Origin of the sequence: Ensifer sp. Root423 (assembly GCF_001426275.1) — a bacterium.
GTDB classification, from domain to species: Bacteria; Pseudomonadota; Alphaproteobacteria; order Rhizobiales; family Rhizobiaceae; genus Ensifer; species Ensifer adhaerens.
In genome coordinates, this window is the sequence record NZ_LMEG01000045.1 from 247,386 (window position 1) to 268,937 (window position 21,552).

Consider the following 21,552-nt stretch of genomic DNA (forward strand, 5'->3'; position numbering starts at 1 on the left):
CCAAGGAAGCCGCGCCGACGCGGTCTTTACTCCCTGATCTCCTCAAGCACGATGATGCAAGTGCAGGACCAAAATTCATGGTGCCATACCAAAACGAAAAAACCCGGCTCGAAAGCCGGGTTTCTCTCTTCTGACCGAGGTCAGACGATCTTAGAAGTCGCGCTGCAGGCGGACGAAGCCGAATACCTGATCCTGTTCGCCGTCAGCATCTTCGTACTGAACCGACACGCGGGTCGCGAGACCTTCGGTGATCTTGTAGTCGAGCGTGACGCCAGCGCGCCATGCGTCGTCACCGCTGAAGTCGGTGAGCGAGCCGTGGCTCAGGTTGTCGAAGTACTGAACGCCGGGGGTGATGGCCAGCTTGTCGGTCGCGTTGAAGCGGTACGACGCAGCAACGGTCCACTCAGACTTTTCCCAGTAAGCGTTCGGGTTCGAAGCCCAGATACCAGCAACCTGGAAGACGCCCGGGCCGAGGTCAGCCGAGAGCAGAGCGCGGATTGCGCCTTCTTCGAGTTCAGAGTCGTAACCGCCGAGCAGGTCGAAGGAAACGCCGCCGAGCGAAGCCGAAACGATACCGGAAACGCCAACACCGTTCGACTTGGTCGAGGTGCCTTCGAGTTCGTCAACCGAGAGACCGGCCTGGAACGAACCGCCGTCGTAGAGGTAGGCGATCGAGTTGAATTCGGTGAAGTTGCCGAGCGAGTCGGTTTCGCCGTTCAGGCCCTTATCCCACCAGTTGTAGAAGAAGCCGGCCTTGAGGCCACCGAGCTGGATGTAGGCTTCGTCAACGTCGATGAAGCTGTCGCCGATGTCGGTGTCGTTGTCAGCGTTGAACTCAGCAGCGAAGAAGCCGGTGAGCGTGCCGTACTCGGTGTCGCTCTTGGCGTCAAACGAGATGTAAGCGCGGGAGAAAACGTCCCAGTCCGACGTGGACTGACCGCCCAGGTTGCCCTGGTTGTAACGGCTGTCAGCAGCGTCTTCACCGAACGAACCCTGAACACGGATGAAGCCGCCGATCTTGAGGCAGGTTTCGGTGCCCGGGATGTAGAAGTAGCCAGTGCCGAAAGCGTCGCAAACGCGAACGTATTCCATGGGCTCCGGCTCTGCTGCGACGATAGCGTCGGCTGCCTGAGCGCCGGAAACTGCTGCGAGAGCTGCAGCGGAGCCGAGAAGAAGGCTCTTGATGTTCATTTCTGACCTCCAGTCAAAAGTTTCAAACGGGTCTGGGTATTTTGCTGAAGGACAGCTTTCCCTGCCCCATCCCCAACGTTCAAGAAGTCGGACGATCAACCGCCCTTGCTTCCGGAGTTGAAAATACAAGACCGGATCACCGGCGCAACGTCCAACTAGCGAGTTCACGTCCTTTGCATCGCCCTTCGCCGAGGCCTGTTGCTGAAACGACACAAAATCGCCGCAGACCCCCGCAGAAAATTAACAAAGCATTAAGAAAACCCTTTAGCGACGGGGGGTTAGCATAAGGAAGGTGGGGGTCGCCTGTTTCAGAAAGAGGCAGAAACCCGCCCAAAACAGGGGAAAAGCTGGACGCGAACCCCGTTTCAGATGTCCAGTGAATGCCTAAAACAGCATTCGCTCCAAGAAAGCGCTTGGTGGAGAAAGGATGGCGGCCTGAGGAATCAGCAGAATCAACGCAGAGATTCGGCAAACGCCCCGACCAGGTGATTCTGAACGATGCAAAGATCAGCACCGCGCAGCACCAAGAATGCACGGGCGCCCCTGGCGACGACTGCCGCAACGGCTCACGAACCACAATAAATGAAATTCAGTCGAGAGATAGCCGAAACCAAATGCTCGCTCGAAGGGCGGGGCGCAAAGGACATGGGGCTATTTGGGACAATGGCGGAGAAGAAGGGATTCGAACCCTCGATACCGTTTCCGGTATACTCCCTTAGCAGGGGAGCGCCTTCGACCACTCGGCCACCTCTCCGTTAGCGCCTGACTAGTGTCACTCAGCGGCCAATGCAAGATTTTTTTGTCGGTTTCCGGGAAATCCTCGCATTTTCATGTGGGCCGATCGGCAACCCCCGTCGTGCCGCGTCGTGTTCGCCCTCATCTCCGCAGGCAAGATCAGCGTACGCAGCCATGTGATTCCACATCGGCGCATCGCCTGCTGCTTACGATTTGCGCGCGAGGCGCTCGATCGCCTGTTGGGTCGCCGCGCCGAACTCGCCGTCGACCGGACCACCATAATACCCGCGGTCCTTCAGCAGGTTCTGCATTTCCTTGCGGAATGCGGGCGTGAAATTGTTGGGCTGGCTCTTCAGTTCATCGAGTTTCGCCGGATCGCCGCCCTCGACGCTGGCTGCAGCCCAGCGAACCGCCTCCTTCGCGTCCGCCTTGGTGCCGAGGCCGTAATCATAGAGGCGACTGAGGTTGCCCATCGCATAGGCGCTGCCGGCGTTGGCCGCCATCTCATACCAGGTGCGCGCCTGCACATAGTCCTGCGCGACACCATTGCCGATATCGTAGAACCAGCCGAGCAGCGCCATGGAATAGGAATCACCCACGTTGGCCGCCTTCTCGTACCAGATCTTGGCTTCCGGGTAGCTCTGCTCAGTCCCCAGTCCGTTCTGATAGGCCCAACCGAGCGACGACATCGCGTTGGCGTCGCCGCTTTCGGCGGCCTTCTTATACCAGGCGAGCGATTGTTGGAGGTCTTTCGGCAGGCCAAGGCCTTCGCGATAGAACCAGCCCATCGTCGCCATGGCATTGGCATAGCCCTGATTGGCCGCCAGTTCATACCACCGGGCGGCTTCCGCATAGTCCTGCGCGATGCCGTCATAGCCCTCGCGATAGAGCCAGCCGAGCGAGGCCTGCCCATAGGCATTGCCGGCGCGGGCCGCCTGGTCGAACATGCGCTTGCCCTCGTCGACGTCCACCGGCCCATCGGTCCCGTAGACCGAGAACCAGGCGAGATTGGTCAACGCATACATGTTACCGCCGTCGGCCGCCTTTCGGTAGTTGCGCCGCGCTTCGACATAATTCCGCCCGGCGTCCTGCGCGCGCCCCAACATATTGACGAGCATCATATCGTCAGGGTTTTCGTTGACGGCCTGGGCACAGGCGGTGAGCGCCCTTTCGGCGTCGAGCTTCAGGAAATTGACCCCGAGGAAACCGGGCATCGACTGCGGCTCGCCGGCAAGCAGATAGCAATCGCGCGAAGCCTGGGTGTCCTTGCCGGTCGGCGAGACGTTGAGGCCCTTCTGCGGCTCGAGGGCTGCAATCTGCTGCTCGGCCTCCGCCTTGTGCTTGCTGTCAGGGTAGCGCTCGATGAAGCGCGTCAGCGCCGCCGCATCGGTCGACTGCTTCAAGGCGTCCCAGGCAATCTCGTCCGGCGTCACGCTCGATGTCTGCTCGGCTTCGCTCAAGAGCTTCAGCTTCTTTTCCGCGAGCATCTTATAGACCGGGTCCGAACCATGCTTGGCCAGGAAGGCGGTCAACAGGTCCTTGTCCGCGAGATCGCGGATGTTCTGCCAGTCGGCAGCCGCCTCGGATTGGCTGTTGGGCGACAACTGTCCGCCATTATTGGTGACGGTGATGTTCACCTCTTTGATGTTGAGAAAGATCTGGGCGCCGCCGAGCGAGCCGTAGACGAAAGGCTCCTGGCCGCGATTGGTTACCGACACCACCTCGTCGCGAACCTTTCCAAGCGCGATGCGGACATCGACGCCCGGTTCCGTCAGATACTTGGCGAGTGCCGTGGCGAAGGGGCTGTTCTTGCCCTCCCCGTCGAGCGCGACCGTGCCGGCCTTCGAGGCGAAGGCGACGAGCAGATCGGCCGATTCGGGCTCGACGCGCGCCAGTCCGCGCGAAACGGCCCTGGTCGAGATCGAACGCGTCATGCTCTGCTCGAAAGGATTGTTGCGACAGGCGTCGAGAATCACCAGCTTGAGCTTGGTCGCGCCTTCGAGCGAACGCTGAACTCGATCGAGGCCGATCGCCTCGTCCTCGATATCCTTGTCAGTCTTCAGTTGCGCGTCGACGGGAAGCAGGAAGTTCTCGCCATTCATCTCCATGCCATGGCCTGAGTAATAGACGATCGCAACTTCGGCACCGGTCGCGAGATCCTCGAAGTCGCGCAGCGCCTTGACCATCTCCTGGCGACCGACGTCGTGCACCGTCGTCACCGAATCGAACCCGGCATCCTCGAACGAAGCCTTCATCAGTTCGACGTCGTTGGCGGGGTTGTTGAGCGGCGACGTCGCTTCATATTTCTCATTGCCGATCAGCAGCGCGACGCGTTTTGCCGCCCATGCCCCTGATGGCATCGACACAAGCAGCGCCACACAGACGATCGAAAGCGGCAGCCACCGCCGCGCAAGCCCCAAGGCCATGTTATTCCCTCCAGCACCCATCATCGTCTTCCGCCTTGCCCAGCGTGAACGACAGACGATGCCTCGCCCGATTACCCTCGGAGGCGGCCGTCGGCGCCCCGGTCATGTCTAATGAAAGTATTACGTATGAGGTTGGGGCTTTCAATGTGCGCGCATGCCAAATTTAGCGACGACGCCTGCCGATGGCACAAGGTTTAAGCAAGGCGGCGTGCTTAGCTCAATCACGGGGGGCGCGGCGAGTCCGCCAAGAACACCACAGATCCGCCGAGGGCTGCGCTGATACGGAGCTTGCCATGTCGATGAAAATGCATGTCGCCGAGGTAAAGCCAGGCCAGCTCGCCACGACCCACCAGCATTATTTCATCGAGCGGCCGTGCAGGATCCTCGTCATTGGGCAGCACCTGAAAGCCAAGACAAAGTATCGGTGCCTGCTGCGCCATATCTCTATTGCCGGCGCGATGCTCGACTTCAATGCGACGATCCCGCTGCCGAAGCACTTCTTCCTCGAGATCGAGGGCTTCAAGGAAGAAATCGGTTGCTCTGAGGTTTACCGTGAGAGCGCGGAACTCGGGGTGCGTTTCAACATGCTGCTTTCGGCAGATTTCCTGAGACGCCTGATCCGCATGCAGTTTTCCAGCGGCGGACTTTGATCTCCTCAAATCAAGCGAGCCCCGACATTAGATTTCGAGCCCCGACATTAGATTTTTAGTGATCGATTTCAGGGGATTGCAAGTTTCTTCTGCAAGACTGATTCTAGCATCGGTAGAAATCGTCCACCGATATGATGTGGGACAAATGAATTGTCCGGGGTCCACGAATGCGGTCAAAGGTTGATCGTGCCGTGCGACCCGGCACTGGCGGAGAAAGACGCATGCAGAACCAGACCATGTATTCCTGCGTCCCCTCGCCATTTTACGAGCGGCGCTACGAGCGTTTCAACATCGGCCATGCGGGCACGCTGACCGCCGTGCAGCCGGGGCTCGGAAGCGTCTCGGTCCGGTCCTGCCGGATGATCGACATATCGCGCGGCGGCGCGAGCTTTGCCGTCGACACCAATATCGGTCTGCCGCAACATTATTATCTGCACATCGTCGGCACTTCGCTTCGGATCGGCTGTGCAGAGGTCTATCGCAACGGCGAGCGCATCGGCGTCCAGTTCATCAAGCCGATCGAGCAGACCTTGCTGCGCGAAATCATCCGGCAGGAGTTCTTCACCGGGCAAGTCAAAAACGCAAAGCCGCGGCGATAGGCCAGCCACAAAACGAAAGGCGGCAGATTCCCGCAGCTTTTCTTTCGGGAACGATTCCGAATTGCCAAAGCATGCGATAAGTTCCCCCGTACGTCATCCGAACGGGGCCTTATCTTCAGCATGTCCGCATTCTCTCGCTTCACGCCGCTCATCCAATCCCTACCGTCCACCATCCCCTTTGTCGGGCCGGAGGCGATCGAACGCCAGCGCGGGCGCGCGATCGCGGCGCGCATCGGCGCCAATGAAAGCGGCTTCGGTCCGGCGGAGAGCGTGCTTTCAGCGATGAGAGAGGCAGCCAGCGGAACCTGGAAATATGCTGACCCGGAAAATCACGATCTGAAACAAGCGCTTGCAGCCCATCTCGGAACCAACCCGGCCAATCTCGCGATCGGCGAAGGCATCGACGGCTTGCTCGGCCAGATCGTCCGCATGGTGATCGAGCCGGGCATGCCGGTCGTCACCTCGCTCGGGGCTTACCCCACCTTCAATTACCACGTCGTCGGCCATGGCGGCCGGCTCGTCACAGTGCCCTATGCGGGGGACCGGGAAGACCTCGATGGGTTACTGGCAGCCGTGAAGCAGGAAAATGCGCCGCTCGTCTATTTCGCCAATCCCGACAATCCGATGGGAAGCTGGTGGTCGGCCGAACGCATTGTCGAGTTCGCGAGGGGCCTGCCCGAAACGACGCTGTTCATTCTGGATGAAGCCTACTGTGAAACCGCACCGGCCGAAGCGCTACCACCGATCGACGCCCTGATCGACATGCCGAACGTGGTGCGCACGCGCACGTTCTCGAAGGCCTACGGGCTTGCGGGTTCGCGTGTCGGCTATGTGGTCACCACGCCGGGCACGGCCCAGGCTTTCGACAAGATCCGCAACCATTTCGGCATGAACCGGATCGGCGTCGCCGCGGCAATCGCAGCGCTTGCGGACGAGGTGTATCTGAAGGAAGTGACGGCCAAGATTGCGGCGTCGCGGCAGCGAATTGCTGCTATCGCCACGCAAAATGGCCTTGCCCCGCTCGTCTCAGCCACCAACTTCGTGGCCGTCGATTGTGGCCGGGACGCGGTCTATGCCCGCGCGATCGTCGATACCTTGATGAGCGACCACGGCATCTTCATAAGAATGCCGGGGGTGGCGCCGCTCAATCGCTGCATCCGGATCAGCACCGGACCGGAGACGGAGATGGCCCTGCTCGAAGCGGCTATGCCCGCGGTCCTGAAGAAACTCGCCTGACCCCTTTTCTCAAGGCCCAGCTTGCGGCGCCGTCGGGCGCCGCCCGTCCGATCAGTGAACCGTCATCCATTCGCGAGCTGCGCGCAGCGCCGCTGCGAGGTCCGGCTTACTCATCGTCATCGCCAGGTCGGCGCGCAGATCGACGGCGCGGTCGCAACCCTTGATCGCCGCGATGTTCAGCCACTTGTGGGCGGCGACGAGATCGACCGGGCGACCGTGGCCGGTCGCGTAGGCCAGACCCATGTCGCAAAAGACTTCCGCCTGGTTGTCACCACCCATCGCGGCATCCGAAGCAATCTGCATATCAAAGCGTGCCATTGTCGTGTCCCTGTCTTGCCTGGTTGGTTTTTCCGAAGCAGCCCGCCCGTTTGGGGCGGACCATGCTCCAGATCAGCACTTGTTTTGGTCCCTGTTCGACCTTGCCTCTTTGCGGGCCTTTCCGAAGCGCGCCGTCTTTTTTGCGGTGTCGTCCTCGGTGGTTTTTCGGAGCGTTTCGTTCCGCTCGTCTTATGGCTTCACTATGCCTGACGGGCTTCAATGGGCGCTTAAAATGCATGCTTAATTTGCGACAAACAAAGTTCAAACGCTTGGTAAACTTGAGTTTTTGTTAAACATCGGAAGGCTTGAAATCCGGCGCATTCGCCTCAAAATTTACGAAAAATTCAATCGACGATTTCAACCAAACGCTAACCACGAAAAGATCGGCGCCAGCAAAGTCCGCGCAATTCCTTGCGCAAGAAGCGCTCAAAACCGCCCAGGAAAAAGCGGCAAAGGCCGCGATTCGGCTGGTTTACCTTTACGTGCGCGTAAGCTATCTTGCCCGCGGCGGTGAGGAGACTGCCTTTTCATACGAGGACATCTTGAGCTGCCGGCGGAGCGGACCACGCCGGCAGCCTCAATCTGGAGGACACGAATGCTACGTACATTGCTCATCACCGCGACGCTGGCTCTCGGCATTGCCGGAACCGCCGCGGCGGCGGAACCGATCCTAGGCAACTGGAAGACGGCGAGCGGCGCCACGGCGGAAATCGCCCCCTGCGGCGGCGCCTTTTGCATCACGCTGAAGACCGGCAAGCATGCCGGCAAGCGCATCGGCAACCTTTCGGGCACCGATGGCAGCTACTCGGGCGAGATTACCGATCCGGACACCGACAAGACCTATAGCGGCTCGGGCGCTGTCAACGGCAATTCGCTGAAGATGAAGGGCTGCGTGCTGAAGGTGCTGTGCAAGTCGCAGACATGGACCCGTCTCTAACAGAGCCGGCGCGGCAGAAATCGCCGCTACGATTACGACGATGAAAGGGCAGCCGATGGCTGCCCTTTTTTATGGGCGCGAAGGATCTGCCGAGCGGCCTTTCGCCGGCGCCCTCAACCGGCCTTTTGAAATGGCCCGAGCATACGCCTTCCGTTTCGACGGACAGTGCCACCGGGGTCGGCCGGCTCTCGGCTCCGTGGGCGTACAACCGAAGATGAACGCCAGATGAACGGACATCTCAGCATCAATTCAGTTTGGGTATGCGAAAACACACTCAATCGATTTGAACCTGCCTCCAAACAACGGACAGAACCATGGATATCCTCGCTCGGCGCCTCACCATCATCAGCCTTCTGATGGTCGTTTTCGCTGTCACTCTTGCAGCTGCAGTCAGCGCTGACACCGAACGTCGCCGCAGCAACACCTATCTCGGTTCGCTGACCGATTGCACCGCCCACACGGCACAGTACTGCCAGGCCAAGCTCTAACGCAGCCAGGCAGGCTAAGTTCCAGAGCCTCAACTGAAGCCGATCACTTCGTGGTCTGATGGAGAGACGAACATGCTGGCAGCACTTTCGACTTCAGCCTTTCTGTCGCTGCGCGTCCTGGCGCTCGCCAGCCTGCTGATGGCGCCGGTCGGGGCGCTCGCCTACTCCAAGGCCAGCGGCACGGGCATCGGCAAGCAGGGCGCGGGCCTTGTCCTCTTCGTCACCCTGCAGCGCCAGGCCATGACCTGACGGATCGTTGCGGATCGGAACTACGAGCTGAAAGGGGCGCACATTGCGCCCTTTTGTTTTAACCGGCTTGCGCATCGGCGAGCCGCTTTCCTATCCTTGGTTTTCCAGAGGATTCGTCTCAGCCAAGGCCACCAGACCCGAACCGATGCCCGCCTATCTCATCTATGCCCTCGCCGCCCTTGCAGAAATTGCCGGCTGCTTTGCCTTCTGGGCCTGGCTGAAGCTCGACAAGTCTGCGCTCTGGCTTGTTCCCGGAATCGTCTCGCTGGCGCTCTTTGCCTGGCTGCTGACCTTGATCGACAGCCCCGCGGCCGGCCGCGCCTATGCGGCCTATGGCGGCGTGTATATCGCCGCATCGCTCATCTGGCTCTGGCTGGCGGAAGGCGTCAGACCGGACCGCTGGGATCTTGCCGGCATGACGGTTGCGCTGATCGGCAGTGCGATCATCCTCGCCGGCCCGCGTTGAGCAACGGGCCTCAAATCGCCCCGCGGTTGTGCGTGCCGCCATCTTGTCGTTTGCTTGTCAGAAGCCGCAGCCTATAATGCGACATGAACAAGCGAATCTCTTCACACTCCGTCCTTTCCACAGCAACGCCCGAGCCTTTCGAGCCGCAGTATTTCGATGATCCTGCGGCCGCAGTCGATTGCCTCGAGGCGCTTTACGAGCGCAATACCCGGTTCCTCTGCGAGGCGTTCGAGGGGCTGGGCAAGGGCGGCAAGCCGTTGACCCGTTATCGCGCCTGCTACCCGCAGGTCAGCATCGAGACGAGCAGCTTCGGCCATGTCGATTCCCGTCTTTCCTATGGTTATGTCAGCGCGCCCGGCGTCTATACGACGACGATCACGCGGCCAAAACTCTTCCGGCACTATCTGAAGGAACAGCTCGGGTTGTTGACGCGCAACCACGGTCTCGGCATCACGGTCTCGGAATCGGCCACCCCGATCCCCTTGCATTTCGCCTTCGGCGAAAGCGCCTATGTCGAGGCATCGGCCGCCAATGCCATCGACATCCCCTTGCGCGACCTGTTCGACGCGCCTGATCTGACGACCACGGACGATGAGATCGCCAACGGTTCCTACGAACCAGGTCCGGGCGAACCGTCGCCGCTTGCCCCGTTCACGGCGCAGCGCATCGACTATTCGCTGGCGCGCCTCAGCCACTACACGGCGACGAGCGCCAATCATTTCCAGAACTTCGTGCTCTTCACCAACTACCAGTTCTATATAGACGAATTCTGCGCTTGGGCCCGCCAGCAGATGGCGGAAGGCGGCAACGGCTACACAGCCTTCGTCGAGCCCGGAAACATCATTACGCCCGCCGGGGCCGACAAGCCGGAGACGGACTTTACCCTTCCGCGGTTGCCGCAGATGCCGGCCTATCACCTGAAGAAGAAGGGCCACGGCGGCATCACCATGGTCAACATCGGTGTCGGCCCGTCCAACGCCAAGACGATCACCGACCATATCGCCGTGTTGCGCCCGCACGTCTGGCTGATGCTCGGCCACTGCGCCGGCTTGCGCAACAGCCAGCGGCTCGGCGACTACGTGCTTGCCCATGCCTATATGCGCGAGGATCACGTGCTCGACGACGACCTGCCGGTCTGGATCCCGCTGCCGGCGCTCGCCGAAGTGCAGGTGGCGCTGCAGGATGCCGTGGCCGAAGTGACCGGTTATCGGGACTACGATCTCAAGCAGATCATGCGCACCGGGACCGTCGCCACCATCGACAACCGCAACTGGGAGCTTCGCGACCAGCGCGGCCCGGTCAAGCGCCTGTCGCAGGCGCGCGCCATCGCGCTCGACATGGAATCGGCAACGATCGCCGCCAACGGCTTCCGTTTCCGCGTGCCCTATGGAACGCTGTTGTGCGTCTCCGACAAGCCGCTGCATGGCGAACTGAAGCTGCCGGGCATGGCAACGGCCTTCTACAAGACGCAGGTCAGCCAGCATCTGAAGATCGGCATCCTGGCGCTGCAGAAGCTCGCGGCGATGCCGCCGGAAAAGCTGCATTCGCGCAAGCTCAGAAGCTTCTACGAGACCTCGTTCCAGTAGAGGTCAAAACGTCGCTAGGACATTGCCCCACGGCACGGCGCTCTAGCGACGTTTCCCCAAAACCATCGACAACAGCGTGCCCGCGACTGCGGACACGATGATCAGGAGATGCGCGTTGACGCCGGCCGTCGCCAGCAGTTCGAGGCCCGCCCGGCCGGCGGGGGCGCCGAAGGAAACGGCACCGGCCGCAATCGCTGCCGGATAGGTGCCGACGCCAGCCGGCGCATGCATCGGCAGCACCGAAGAAAGCTCGCCTCCGAGCGCGCCGCCAAAACAGGCCGCAAGCGGCGCAACTCCCATGAACGCCAGCACCCAGGCGAGCACGATTACCTTGACGGCCCAGTTGAGGATGGTCATGCCCCAGGCGCGCAGGAACGCAGCCACGGTGCCCGGCAGGCCCGCCTCCAATTCCTCGACGACCGGCTCGAACTTTGCCGGCAGGAGCCTGCGCGCCAGCGCGATTGCGTGGTCCTTCAAGAGAAAGAAGAGAAGCGGCGAGGCAAGCGCCGCAAACCAGACGAGCCAGAGCCCGATCGACCCTCTGCCGAAGACCAATCCGACGACGGCCACGACGAGGAGCGCATGCAGGTCGAGCAGGCGCATGACCAGAAGAGCGGCCGTCCCCCTGGCGAGCGGGACAGAAAACTCCGAACGCATCAGGAGAGGAAAGCTGGTCTCGCCGGCCCGAAACGGCAGCATGATGTTCAGGAGATTGTGGACCTGGGTGACCCGAAAGAGCGGCAGGAAACGCCCCGACGTTTCGCTCGGGAAGTAATCGTAGATGCGATAGCAGCGAATGAAGTAGGTCGCGATGAGCAGCAAGAGGGCCGCAGATGCGGCACCAACGCCGATTTCGGACCACTGGCGCAAGAGCGCCGACCAGCCCCAGAACCACTCAACGAAGGCCGCGTAGGCCGCAATGGCGCCCGCCGACAGCAATGTCATCCGGTTGCGGACGAGCCAGGATCGCCGGTCAGGCTCGCAATCCGATGTCATCAGGCCTCGATTTCCCGTGTTGAAGGGCAAGATTGAACGTTGGTTATCACCGATAACTGTGCAAGAAAACGATTATGTAAGCAGTCCAATTCTTGCGGCAGCGTGAGCGCCGTATGTATGAGCGGTTCCCATGCATCCCATAGAGCTATCCGTCGTCATTCCCGTATTCAACGAAGAAGACAGCATTCAGCCGCTGATTACGCGGGTCCGCGATGCGCTGGCGAATTTTCCGTCCCCTTGGGAACTGATCCTCGTCGACGACGGCAGCACCGATCGAACGCTTGTGAATGCAAGAAAGGCCCTTTCCGATCCCGGCATCGACCTCAAGATCGTTGAACTGCAAAAGAACTTCGGACAGACGGCCGCGATGCAGGCGGGCATCGATGCCGCCACCGGCCGCCTGATCGCCACGCTCGACGGCGACCTGCAGAACGACCCGGCCGATATTCCCGAGATGGTCACAGCGATCGAGGAGCGTCAGCTCGACCTGCTCGTCGGCTGGCGAAAGAACCGGCAGGATGGCCTGCTCCTTCGAAAAATCCCGTCCTGGTGCGCCAATCGCCTGATCGGCAAGATCACCGGCGTCCGGCTTCATGACTATGGCTGCAGCCTGAAGGTCTATCGCGCGTCCGTCATCAAGCAGGTGAAGCTGATGGGCGAAATGCATCGCTTCATCCCCGCCTGGGTCGCAGGCGTCGTGCCGAGCAGCCGCATCGGCGAAATGCCGGTCACCCACCACGCACGGCAGCATGGCCAATCCAAGTACGGGATCTCCAGAACCTTCCGGGTGATTCTCGATCTTTTGTCGGTGCTGTTCTTCATGCGTTACAAGGCGCGCCCGGGACACTTCTTCGGTTCGATCGGCCTTGCGACGGGGGCGCTCAGCGCCCTGATCCTCCTCTATCTCGGCTTCGACAAGTTCGTGCTCGGCAACGATATCGGAACCCGCCCGATGCTGATCGTCGGCGTGATGTTGTTCCTGTCGTCGGTTCAGCTCATCACCACGGGCATTCTCGCGGAAATGATGGCGCGCACCTATTTCAGCGACGACGGCACGACGAACTATATCGTCCGGCAGGTCTTCGTGCGGGACCAGACAGATGCTTGAGGCCGTCAACCGCCGGCCAAACCTGATCCTTGCGCTGATTGCGGGCTACTTCCTGCTTTGCATCGCACTGAGGCTTTCCGCTTCGACTTCGCTGGAGATCGACGAATCCGAGCAGGCCTATGTCTCGCAGTTCCTGATGCTCGGCTACGGCTCGCAACCGCCTTTCTACAATTGGCTGCAATACGGGCTGACCTCGCTGTTCGGCCCGTCAGTGGCGACGATGACCGTACTCAAGAACGGCCTATTGTTCCTCTGTTGTCTCTTCTTCGGCCTTGCATCCCGCGAGGTTCTCGGCGACCGGCGCCTTGCAGCCATCACGACAATGGGCGTCCTCGCTCTGCCGCCGATCTTCCTGCTTGCCCAGCGCGACCTCTCGCACACGGTCGCCGCGCTATTTGCCGTTTCGCTCTTCCTGTACGCATTCCTGCGGACGATGAGCCGACCGACCTTCTTTGCCTACGCTCTTACAGGCGTCGCCGTCGGGATCGGCGTCATCTCAAAGTACAACTTCGTGATCGTTCCGGTCGCGGCGATCGTCGCGATCCTGCCCGAACCGAAACTTCGCGCCCGGCTCTTCGACTGGCGCATCCTTGTCGCAATCGCAGTCTGCGCGCTGATTGCCCTGCCGCACGGCACCTGGGTCCTGCAAAATATCGGCGCCGCGTCGAGCAATACCTTCAAGGAAATGGGAACGGGGCAGGAAGCCGGTTTCGTGTCGAAGGCGTTGAAGGCGATCGTCGCGCTCTTTGCCTCGACGCTTCGCGGCTCAGCGATCATCCTCGCCGTCTTCGCCCTCGTGTTTCGCAAGGACCTGCCGGCGATCTGGCGCGCCGACAGCCTCTGGGCTCGGGTCGTCGGGCGCATGCTGGTCCTCTGTCTCGGCGCCGTTCTCGTCATCATGCTGGTCACCGGCGCCACCCATATGCGGGAAAAGTGGCTGGTTCTCTTCCTCGTCCTGCTGCCGCTCTATCTGGCCCTCAAGGTCGAGGCGTCCGGCGTTGACACCACACGTAGCGTCCGGCCCGTCGCCCTCTTTATCGGCTTCGTCATCGTGACCACGCTGGTCGTGGTGTCTACCCGCGCAGTCGTGCGCCCTTGGTTCGGCAAGGTTTCGAGACTGAGCATTCCCTACAGCACCCTCGTCGACACCGTCGTTCAGCAGCACGGACACGAACCGGCGATGGTTCTGGCCACCAACAAGCAGGTGGCCGGCAATCTGCGAACGCGCCTGCACGGGGCCAAGGTCTACGTGCCCGGCAACAACAGCAGCCCGGCGATCGGTCAGCTGGCCGGGCCGCTTCTCGTTGTCTGGACCAACGACGGCAAGGCCGATGCAGCGCCACCGGCGCCACTCGTCGATGTCCTCAAATCCTTCGGCGTGCCGGAAACGCACTTGCAGCCGCAGCAACTCGCCCTGCCCTATCTCCACGGCACGCTCGAGGATCGCTACAGTTTCGGCTACTTCTGGATCGACGATCCGTCGCGATCCGCGCCGACGAGCAGCTTGAGCTCGCCAGGGTGAATGCGAAGCGCGACGTCGCGGCCCATGGGCAGAAGTTCGCCGTCGATGACGCAGTTGATCTTTCGTTCGACCTTCGGAAAATGCAGATCGAGGGCATGACCGCTCATGGCGGTAATCAGCGGACTGTCGCGAAACTTGCCGCGCATTACATCGAGCGCGAGCTTGGCGACACCCGGCGGACTCAGCGGCGGCGCCGTGTAAAAGCCGAGATGGCCGGCGGTCACGTCGTCCGCATACATCAGCGTGTCGCGGCCGAACGGATTGTTGGAAACCGAGACCGCCGAGACATGACGGCTCTCCTTGTGACCATCGACATCGAACTCGATCTCGAAATCCGGAGGATTGAGAATCACTCCGATTGCGGCGCGGGTGCTGGCGGCGATCTTTCCCGCTCTTGAGCGAAAGCTGTAGGATTCGCGGTAGCGCACCATGCGCGCATGCAGCCCCATGGAGAATTGATGCACGAACGCACGGCCATCGGCGCTGCCGATGTCACCGTCGATAATCACGCCATTCGCCAGCACTTCCGGCACTTTCCAGATATCGAGCGGCAGCTTCAGCGTGCGGGCAAAAAGATTCATCGTTCCGGCGGGAACGACGCCGAGCGGCATGCGGTTCTTCCAGGCGACGCCGGCGGCGGCCGAAATCGTGCCGTCACCTCCGCCGGCAAGAATGGCGTCGAGGTCGTCGCGACGGCAGGTCCGCTCCAACGCCTCTTGCATCTCGTTTCCGGAAACCGCTGCAATCTCGATCTGGTGGCCTGCGGCCTGGAAGACGTCTTCGACCTTCTGGCCATAGGCGGCCATGTCCGTCGTGCGGAACGTTCCGCCGTCGCGATTGAAGATTGCCTTGATTTTCATGAACGGCTCGTCGGCTCCATTGCCGCGGCAATGCGGCTCACCGCGATCAAATAAGCGCGATTGCGGCCAATTCCAGAACCTTACCGAAACTTAACGGGAGCGCCGGTCGTTCGTCCGCTCCATCACGACCAGCACAACAGAAGCCGAGTGTCACAGCAATGCAGCGATCAGCGCGGTTCGGGCAACTTCAGCGGCCCGCCTGTCTTGATCGAGCGGATGGCGAAATTGGACCGGATGTCGGTGACGCCGGGCAAGGCCAACAGCGTCTCGGTCAAGAGTTTCTCATAGGCAGGCAGATCCTCGACGACGACCTCGGCGAGGAAATCGGCATTGCCGGAGATCAGGAAGCAGGAGACCACCTCGGGGATGGCGAGCAGCGCCTCCTGCTGCTGCTGTGCGTTCTCGCGGCTATGGCGCCCAACCTTGATTTCGACGAAGACCGTCAGCCCGAGACCGGCTTCCTTACGATCGATGTCGGCCCTGTAGCCGCGCAGGATGCCGGATTTTTCCAGGTTGCGGATGCGCCGCAGGCAGGGCGACGGCGAAAGATTGACCTTTTCGGCAATCTCGACGTTCGTTGCGCGCGCGTCCTGCTGAAGGATTCTAAGGATGGCGAGGTCGAATTTATCGAGGCTTGGCATTTTTATGAACTTCAGTTGTTGTTATTGGCACATTGTTGCTGACGATAGTCTATTTCAGGCACAAATCGCAAGGACATGCCCCGCTATCAGGGCGTAATCTCCTTCCAGACCCAAAAGCCTCTCAGGTATCCAATTCGGGAAGGAAATTCAAATGGTTGCGCTCGCTCTCGATCGCGGCAATACGACGCCTGTCGCCGCCGGCTATGCCGGCGCCTTCGTAACCGTCCTCATCTGGGCGGGCTGGATACTGGCGACCCGCCACTCGGCCGGCACCGCGCTTGGCACGATCGACCTCGGGCTGATCCGCTACGGCGTGCCGGCGATCCTTCTTGCCCCGGTCTGGCTGAAGACCGGACTTCTGCCGCGCAAGCTGCCGCTGCTGTTGCTCGTCCTGATGGTCGCCGGTTCGGGCGCCCTGTTCTTCCAGGTCTCCGCCTTTGCGATCCACTCCGTTCCGGCCTCTTCGGTCGGCGTTCTCCTCGGTGGCTCGATGCCGCTTGCCACCGCGCTCATCGGCATCACGGTCTTCGGCGAGCGGCCGGACCGGATGCGCGTGCTCGGCTTTGCCGCAATCCTTGCCGGCGTCGCCATCCTCCTGACGCGAAGCCTCGGAAGTGCGGCCTCGACCGGCTGGAGCGGCTATGCGCTGCTGCCGACTGCGGCGACCCTCTGGGCGATCTATACCCATGCCTTCCGCCGCTCCGGCCTCAGCCCGCTGCAGGGAAGCGCCCTGATCGCCATCTGGTCGTTCCTCATCCATCTCGGACTTGCCACCTGCTTTGGAACCACCCTTGCCAGCGTTCCGGTCCAGGAGATCGCCTTGCAGGTCACCAGCCAGGGCATCCTGTCCGGCCTCGTCGCCATGGTAGCCTACGGCTTTGCCGTAAAGAGCCTTGGCGGCACCCAGGCGGCCGCCTTCACGGCACTGACACCGGTTCTCGCGATGGTCGGCGGCGCCGTCCTGCTCGGCGAGCAGATCGGCCCCTTCGAGATCCTCGCCGCGGTCGTCACCGCTACCGGCGTCGCGCTTTCGACCGGCATTCTTTCGTCCAAGGCCTGAACGCAAAACTCGTTAAAATGGGAAGGCCCCGGAGGTGTTCGCTCCGGGGCCTTTTTCTGTCTCGACGACAAGCTCAGCCGTGAATGATTTCACGGTGTTTCTGCAGCCGGTGACCGTAGGCCTGGCTGACGCGATCGAAGATGATGGCAATGCCGACGATCGCAAGGCCGTTGAAGATGCCGAGCGTGAAGTACTGGTTGGCAATCGCCTTCAGCACCGGCTGGCCGAGGCCCTGAACACCGATCATCGAGGCGATGACCACCATGGCGAGCGCCATCATGATCGTCTGGTTGATGCCGGCCATGATCGTCGGCAAGGCGAGCGGCATCTGGACGTTCTTGAGCTTCTGCCACGCCGACGAACCGAAGGCATCGGCCGCCTCCAGCACGTCCTTGTCGACGAGGCGAATGCCAAGGTTCGTCAGGCGAATCATCGGCGGGATCGCGTAGATGACAACGGCGATCAGCCCCGGCACCTTGCCGATGCCGAGCAGCATCACGACCGGGATCAAATAGACGAAGCTCGGCATGGTCTGCATCACGTCGAGGATCGGATTGACGATGTTCTGAAACCGATCCGAACGGGACATGACGATGCCGATCGGAATGCCGACGGCGATCGACAGCACGGTGCAGACGAAGATCATCGAGACCGTCTTCATCGTGTCGTCCCACATGTCGAAGTAGCCGATCAGAAGCAGCGTGCCGATGCAGCCGGCGACGATCTTCCAGTTGCGGCTTGCCACCCAGGCGATGAAAGCGATCAAGATCAGGATGATTGGCCAGGGCGTCTTCGTCATGAAGCGCTCCGACTGGATGAGAAAGAATTGCAAGGGCTCGAAGAAGCCTTCGATCGCGTCGCCATAGGCGCGCGTGAAGCCGCGAAATCCCTCGTCGATCGCCTTTTTCAAGGCTCTCAGGCTCTCGTCATCCATGTGTGGAAACTGGGTCAACCAGTCCATTCCATTTCCCCTTCAGATTTCGCCGGCCGCGATTGTTGTTTTGCCTTTGCCGGACCTCGAACGAAGAGGCGGCGCACATGACTGCGCCGCCCGCTGGTTATGACCATCGCGATCAGAGCGCGGCCTTCACCTTTTCGGCGACCTCGGGCGAAACCCACGGGGTCCAGATATCGGGGTTTTCCTGCAGGAAGTGCTTGGCGCCCTCCTCCCCGCTCGCCTGATTGTCGGTCATCCAGGCCATCAGCTTGTTGACCGTGTCGTTGGTCCAGGCGCGCTTGTTGAGGTAATCCATAGCCGGGCCGGCGCGATCGGCGAAGGCCTTGGTCACCAGCGTCTGGACCTTGTCCTTCGGCCAGTCGTTCTTCTTGGGATCCGGGCAATCGGCAACCGTGTTGCAGCGCTTCCATTCGGCCGGATCGGCGGCCACACCATGCTCAAGCTTCACCATCTCGTACTTGCCGAGAAGGGCCGTCGGCGCCCAGTAGTAGCCGACCCAGCCCTGCTTGCGCTCATAGGCCTTGGCGATCGAGCCATCGAGGCCGGCGGCCGAACCGGTATCGACCAGCGTGAAGCCAGCCGTTTCGCCGCCATAGGCTTTATAAAGCTGCGTCGTCACGACCGTGCCGCCCCAGCCCTGCGGGCCGTTGAAGACGGCGCCCTTGCTTGCGTCTTCCGGATCCGGGAATAGTTCCTTATGCTTCAAGGCGTCATCGATCGTCTTGATGTCGGGATTGGCATCGACGATGTATTTCGGCACCCACCAGCCCTGGACGGCGCCATCGGAGAGCGCCACGGCGGCGCCGACGAGCTTGCCCTCCTCGAGGCCGCGATTGACGACATCCGGAAGCAGGTCGACCCAGCCTTCGGGTGCGACATCCGGCTGGCCCTTTTCGATCATCGAGGTGATCGTCGGCACGGTGTCTCCGACCACCAATTCGGCATTGCAGCCGTAGCCTTCCGTCAGGATGATCTTGTCGACACTCGCCAGCACCTCGGCGCTCTGCCAGTTCATGTTGGCGATCGTCACGTCGCCGCATTCGGCGGCCGAAGCTGCGCCGGCGAGGCCAAAGAGGCCCGCGGCCAGGCAAGTCGTTGCAAGAAGCTTCTTCATTTCCGTTCCCTTGTTTTGGCGGTGCATCCCGTCGCACTGCCGATCTCACCGCGGGGATCGACAGCGTCACAGGGCTCGGTCCAACTCAAGACAACAGGGACCGAACGGCCTGCAGATCCGTCGGCTTCAAGCCGATGACATCATGAAAGCTAACGGGCTTTTCCGGCAAGGACTTTCCCATTTGCGTCAACGGGTGCCTTTCCTAATATTTGCGCATCGTTGAAGTGGTCGTCAGGACGTTTTGCTGCGCTGGTAATAGCGCGACACGCGCACCCGGTTTCCGCAGCGCGCCGCCGAGCACCAACGCCGCCGGGCATTGCTGCCGACGAACAGCATCACACAATCCTGCGCCTCGCATTTGCGGATCAGCCTGGCGTCGCCGCCGGCAAGCAACGCCGCAGCGTCCTCGGCGAGGAAACCGGCTAGCTGGACCATGGGCTCCGCCGTTCTTTCGCTGACGAGCCGCGGCGGATCGGTCCAATCGAGACGGCGGACGACCGGTGCTGCCTCCATTGCCGCGTTAAGGCCCTCGATATCCGCGGCCGGAACAGGTTGCCTGTCCATCACATGTGCGATGGCCGACGCCGCATGCGAGCGGACGGCAAGGACTGGCGCGAGATCGTCGGCGTCGGCCGCACCGATGCTGGCAAACGCGACATCCGACATGCGAGGCCCCTCCAACGCCAGCCAATGCGCGAGCCCGCCATCGGCCGCGAAGAGATCGACACGGCCGCTCGCGGTCAAAGGGCGAGTGTTGACGAGATCGAGAGCAAGGGGCTCTCCGACGAAAGGAACCAGATCCATGCAGGCCTCACATAATGCATAATTTCGATATTGACGCATTAGGCTTTCTGGCGCAATTCTAATGCATAAATATTACCAATAGGAGTGTTAAATGAGCAGGCATAGCATTCCATCGATCCGCCACCGGTTCATCGAGGCCGGAGGCGTCCGCGTCTTCTACCGCGAGAGCGTGCCGACCGGAGCGCCGGCCGATTTCCCGACAATCCTGCTTCTGCACGGCTTCCCCTCGTCTTCCCACCAGTACCGGCGGCTAATGGACGCGCTTGGCAGCGACTACCGTCTGATCGCGCCTGACTATCCGGGCTTCGGGCATAGCGACGCGCCGACCTCGACGAACGAAGGCGGCAGTTTCGTCTACAGTTTCGACAAGCTGGCGGATGTCATGGAAGCGTTCGTGGATGCGCTCGCGCTGAAATGCTTCGTCCTCTACGCCTTCGATTTCGGCGCGCCCGTCGGGTTTCGTCTTGCAAGCAGAAAGCCCGAGCGCATTGCCGGGCTGATCGTCCAGAACGGCAATGCCTATCTGGAGGGGCTTTCCGACATTGCCCGCGACTTCATTGCGCTCAAATCCGAGGACGAAGGCGCTGAAGAGCAGGTGCGACAGTTGCTGACCTTGGAGATGACCCGTGCGCAATATGTCGGCGGGACGAAGGATCCGGACCTGGTCGCACCTGACGGCTGGACCATGGATCAGCACTTCCTCGATCGCCCGGATCGCCGCCAGCCGCAGATCGATCTTGCCTTCGACTACAAGAGCAACCTTGCCCGCTACGGCGAATGGCAAGAGTGGCTGCGCCGCGAACGGCCGCCGACCCTGATCACCTGGGGCCGTAACGATCCCTTCTTCACAGAGAAGGGCGCTCGCGCCTTCCTCACCGACCTTCCTGAGGCCGAGCTCCACCTGTTCGATACCGGCCACTTCGCGCTGGAAGAAAACCTGCCGGAGATCGCACCGCTGATTGCCGATTTCGTTGATCGCATCTGGGCGAAGGCATGAAACGACAAAGGCGCCGTGGCCAATGGCCGCCGGCGCCTTTGTAAACCTCAATGGCCGCGGATCTAAGACCGCCTCCCGAACTCACATGTTCGGATAGACCGGGCCTTCGCCACCCTGCGGCGGCACCCAGTTGATGTTCTGGTTCGGGTCCTTGATGTCGCAGGTCTTGCAGTGCACGCAGTTCTGGGCGTTGATGACGAAGACGTCCTTCCCGTCCTTCTCCACCCATTCGTAGACGCCGGCCGGACAGTAGCGCGTCGACGGACCGGCATAGACGTCATGCTCGGAGCGCTTCTGCAGCTCCATATCCTTNGTCCTTCTCCACCCATTCGTAGACGCCGGCCGGACAGTAGCGCGTCGACGGACCGGCATAGACGTCATGCTCGGAGCGCTTCTGCAGCTCCATATCCTTCACCTGCAAGTGAACCGGCTGGTCTTCCTCGTGGTTGGTGTTCGACAGGAACACCGACGACAGCCGGTCGAAGGTCAGGACCCCATCCGGCTTCGGATAGTCGATCTTCTGGTGCTGCGCTGCGGGTTCGAGCGACTGCGCGTCGGTCTTTCCGTGCTTCAGCGTGCCGAAGAAGGAGAAGCCGAACAGCTGGTTGGTC

General features: G+C 61.2%; 22 protein-coding genes, 1 tRNA gene and 1 pseudogene. 12 read left to right on the plus strand and 12 right to left on the minus strand.

Going from position 1 to position 21,552, the window contains the following annotated elements; translation table 11 throughout:
* Positions 1-150: 150 nt before the first annotated feature.
* The 3 genes from ASD01_RS29825 to ASD01_RS29835 all read right to left on the minus strand — a co-directional run bounded on the left by ASD01_RS29825 (position 151) and on the right by ASD01_RS29835 (position 4,352).
* Complete coding sequence (locus ASD01_RS29825) at positions 151-1,191, minus strand: porin (protein ID WP_034804167.1); 1,041 nt, start codon at positions 1,189-1,191, stop codon at positions 151-153.
* A 664-nt stretch (positions 1,192-1,855) separates the two neighbouring features.
* Positions 1,856-1,945 (minus strand) — tRNA-Ser (locus ASD01_RS29830).
* Between the two features lie 187 nt (positions 1,946-2,132).
* Positions 2,133-4,352: a caspase family protein gene (locus tag ASD01_RS29835; RefSeq protein WP_051659669.1), complete on the minus strand. Its 2,220-nt coding sequence runs from the start codon at positions 4,350-4,352 to the stop codon at positions 2,133-2,135.
* A gap of 293 nt (positions 4,353-4,645) precedes the next feature.
* Between ASD01_RS29835 and ASD01_RS29840 the strand changes: the two genes are divergently transcribed.
* The 3 genes from ASD01_RS29840 to ASD01_RS29850 all read left to right on the plus strand — a co-directional run bounded on the left by ASD01_RS29840 (position 4,646) and on the right by ASD01_RS29850 (position 6,837).
* A complete protein-coding gene (locus tag ASD01_RS29840) occupies positions 4,646-5,002 on the plus strand; it encodes a hypothetical protein (protein ID WP_034804168.1) in 357 nt (118 codons plus the stop codon).
* A gap of 221 nt (positions 5,003-5,223) precedes the next feature.
* The gene (locus ASD01_RS29845) at positions 5,224-5,601 is read left to right on the plus strand and encodes a PilZ domain-containing protein (RefSeq protein ID WP_034804171.1); all 378 of its coding nucleotides are present in this window, start codon (positions 5,224-5,226) and stop codon (positions 5,599-5,601) included.
* Positions 5,602-5,721: 120 nt separating this feature from the next.
* Positions 5,722-6,837 carry a pyridoxal phosphate-dependent aminotransferase gene (locus ASD01_RS29850; protein ID WP_034804174.1) on the plus strand — a complete coding sequence of 372 codons (1,116 nt, stop codon included), beginning with the start codon at positions 5,722-5,724 and terminating at the stop codon, positions 6,835-6,837.
* 51 nt (positions 6,838-6,888) lie between these two features.
* On the opposite strand, the gene ASD01_RS29855 is transcribed toward ASD01_RS29850, so the two are convergent.
* Positions 6,889-7,155 (minus strand): sel1 repeat family protein, encoded by a 267-nt coding sequence (locus ASD01_RS29855; RefSeq protein WP_034804178.1) that lies wholly within the window; start codon positions 7,153-7,155, stop codon positions 6,889-6,891.
* A gap of 595 nt (positions 7,156-7,750) precedes the next feature.
* Here ASD01_RS29855 and ASD01_RS29860 point away from each other — a divergent pair.
* From ASD01_RS29860 to ASD01_RS29870, 5 genes are all read left to right on the plus strand, one after another.
* Entirely contained in the window at positions 7,751-8,092 is a 342-nt protein-coding gene (locus tag ASD01_RS29860) for a DUF2147 domain-containing protein (protein ID WP_034804181.1), read from the plus strand.
* 314 nt (positions 8,093-8,406) lie between these two features.
* Positions 8,407-8,580, plus strand: a complete 174-nt coding sequence (locus tag ASD01_RS36295) for a hypothetical protein (protein ID WP_034804185.1) — start codon at positions 8,407-8,409, stop codon at positions 8,578-8,580.
* Positions 8,581-8,652: 72 nt separating this feature from the next.
* The gene (locus tag ASD01_RS35840; protein ID WP_162251053.1) at positions 8,653-8,829 is read left to right on the plus strand and encodes a hypothetical protein; all 177 of its coding nucleotides are present in this window, start codon (positions 8,653-8,655) and stop codon (positions 8,827-8,829) included.
* Positions 8,830-8,974: 145 nt separating this feature from the next.
* The gene (locus ASD01_RS29865; RefSeq protein WP_034804329.1) at positions 8,975-9,295 is read left to right on the plus strand and encodes a YnfA family protein; all 321 of its coding nucleotides are present in this window, start codon (positions 8,975-8,977) and stop codon (positions 9,293-9,295) included.
* Positions 9,296-9,378: 83 nt separating this feature from the next.
* Positions 9,379-10,881, plus strand: coding sequence for an AMP nucleosidase (locus tag ASD01_RS29870; RefSeq protein WP_034804189.1), 1,503 nt, complete (start codon positions 9,379-9,381; stop codon positions 10,879-10,881).
* 42 nt (positions 10,882-10,923) lie between these two features.
* Here ASD01_RS29870 and ASD01_RS29875 read toward each other — a convergent pair whose 3' ends face one another.
* The gene (locus ASD01_RS29875) at positions 10,924-11,877 is read right to left on the minus strand and encodes a lysylphosphatidylglycerol synthase domain-containing protein (RefSeq protein ID WP_034804192.1); all 954 of its coding nucleotides are present in this window, start codon (positions 11,875-11,877) and stop codon (positions 10,924-10,926) included.
* Between the two features lie 130 nt (positions 11,878-12,007).
* On the opposite strand from ASD01_RS29875, the gene ASD01_RS29880 reads away from it, so the two are divergent.
* Both ASD01_RS29880 and ASD01_RS29885 read left to right on the plus strand, forming a co-directional pair.
* Positions 12,008-12,985, plus strand: coding sequence for a glycosyltransferase family 2 protein (locus tag ASD01_RS29880; RefSeq protein WP_034804195.1), 978 nt, complete (start codon positions 12,008-12,010; stop codon positions 12,983-12,985).
* Complete coding sequence (locus ASD01_RS29885) at positions 12,978-14,507, plus strand: ArnT family glycosyltransferase (RefSeq protein ID WP_051659670.1); 1,530 nt, start codon at positions 12,978-12,980, stop codon at positions 14,505-14,507. The genes ASD01_RS29880 and ASD01_RS29885 overlap by 8 nt, the downstream gene beginning before the upstream one ends.
* Here the strand turns inward: ASD01_RS29885 and ASD01_RS29890 are convergent.
* Both ASD01_RS29890 and ASD01_RS29895 read right to left on the minus strand, forming a co-directional pair.
* Positions 14,444-15,367 carry a diacylglycerol/lipid kinase family protein gene (locus tag ASD01_RS29890; protein WP_034804210.1) on the minus strand — a complete coding sequence of 308 codons (924 nt, stop codon included), beginning with the start codon at positions 15,365-15,367 and terminating at the stop codon, positions 14,444-14,446. The two genes, ASD01_RS29885 and ASD01_RS29890, sit on opposite strands and share 64 nt — an antisense overlap.
* A gap of 167 nt (positions 15,368-15,534) precedes the next feature.
* Positions 15,535-16,008, minus strand: a complete 474-nt coding sequence (locus ASD01_RS29895; RefSeq protein ID WP_034804213.1) for an Lrp/AsnC family transcriptional regulator — start codon at positions 16,006-16,008, stop codon at positions 15,535-15,537.
* Between the two features lie 151 nt (positions 16,009-16,159).
* On the opposite strand from ASD01_RS29895, the gene ASD01_RS29900 reads away from it, so the two are divergent.
* Positions 16,160-17,068, plus strand: coding sequence for a DMT family transporter (locus ASD01_RS29900; RefSeq protein WP_034804216.1), 909 nt, complete (start codon positions 16,160-16,162; stop codon positions 17,066-17,068).
* A gap of 73 nt (positions 17,069-17,141) precedes the next feature.
* On the opposite strand, the gene ASD01_RS29905 is transcribed toward ASD01_RS29900, so the two are convergent.
* The 3 genes from ASD01_RS29905 to ASD01_RS29915 all read right to left on the minus strand — a co-directional run bounded on the left by ASD01_RS29905 (position 17,142) and on the right by ASD01_RS29915 (position 19,944).
* A complete protein-coding gene (locus ASD01_RS29905) occupies positions 17,142-18,029 on the minus strand; it encodes an ABC transporter permease (protein ID WP_060529822.1) in 888 nt (295 codons plus the stop codon).
* 112 nt (positions 18,030-18,141) lie between these two features.
* Positions 18,142-19,140: an ABC transporter substrate-binding protein gene (locus tag ASD01_RS29910; protein WP_034804335.1), complete on the minus strand. Its 999-nt coding sequence runs from the start codon at positions 19,138-19,140 to the stop codon at positions 18,142-18,144.
* A 231-nt stretch (positions 19,141-19,371) separates the two neighbouring features.
* Positions 19,372-19,944, minus strand: a complete 573-nt coding sequence (locus ASD01_RS29915) for a CGNR zinc finger domain-containing protein (protein WP_034804222.1) — start codon at positions 19,942-19,944, stop codon at positions 19,372-19,374.
* Between the two features lie 91 nt (positions 19,945-20,035).
* Here ASD01_RS29915 and ASD01_RS29920 point away from each other — a divergent pair, with 91 nt between their 5' ends.
* Entirely contained in the window at positions 20,036-20,941 is a 906-nt protein-coding gene (locus ASD01_RS29920; protein WP_034804224.1) for an alpha/beta fold hydrolase, read from the plus strand.
* Between the two features lie 81 nt (positions 20,942-21,022).
* Here the strand turns inward: ASD01_RS29920 and ASD01_RS37035 are convergent.
* Positions 21,023-21,253: 4Fe-4S dicluster domain-containing protein (locus ASD01_RS37035; RefSeq protein WP_244495316.1), on the minus strand; the 231-nt coding region annotated here is incomplete at its 5' end.
* A gap of 1 nt (position 21,254) precedes the next feature.
* A pseudogene (locus tag ASD01_RS37040) lies at positions 21,255-21,552 on the minus strand (4Fe-4S dicluster domain-containing protein); the annotation flags it as partial.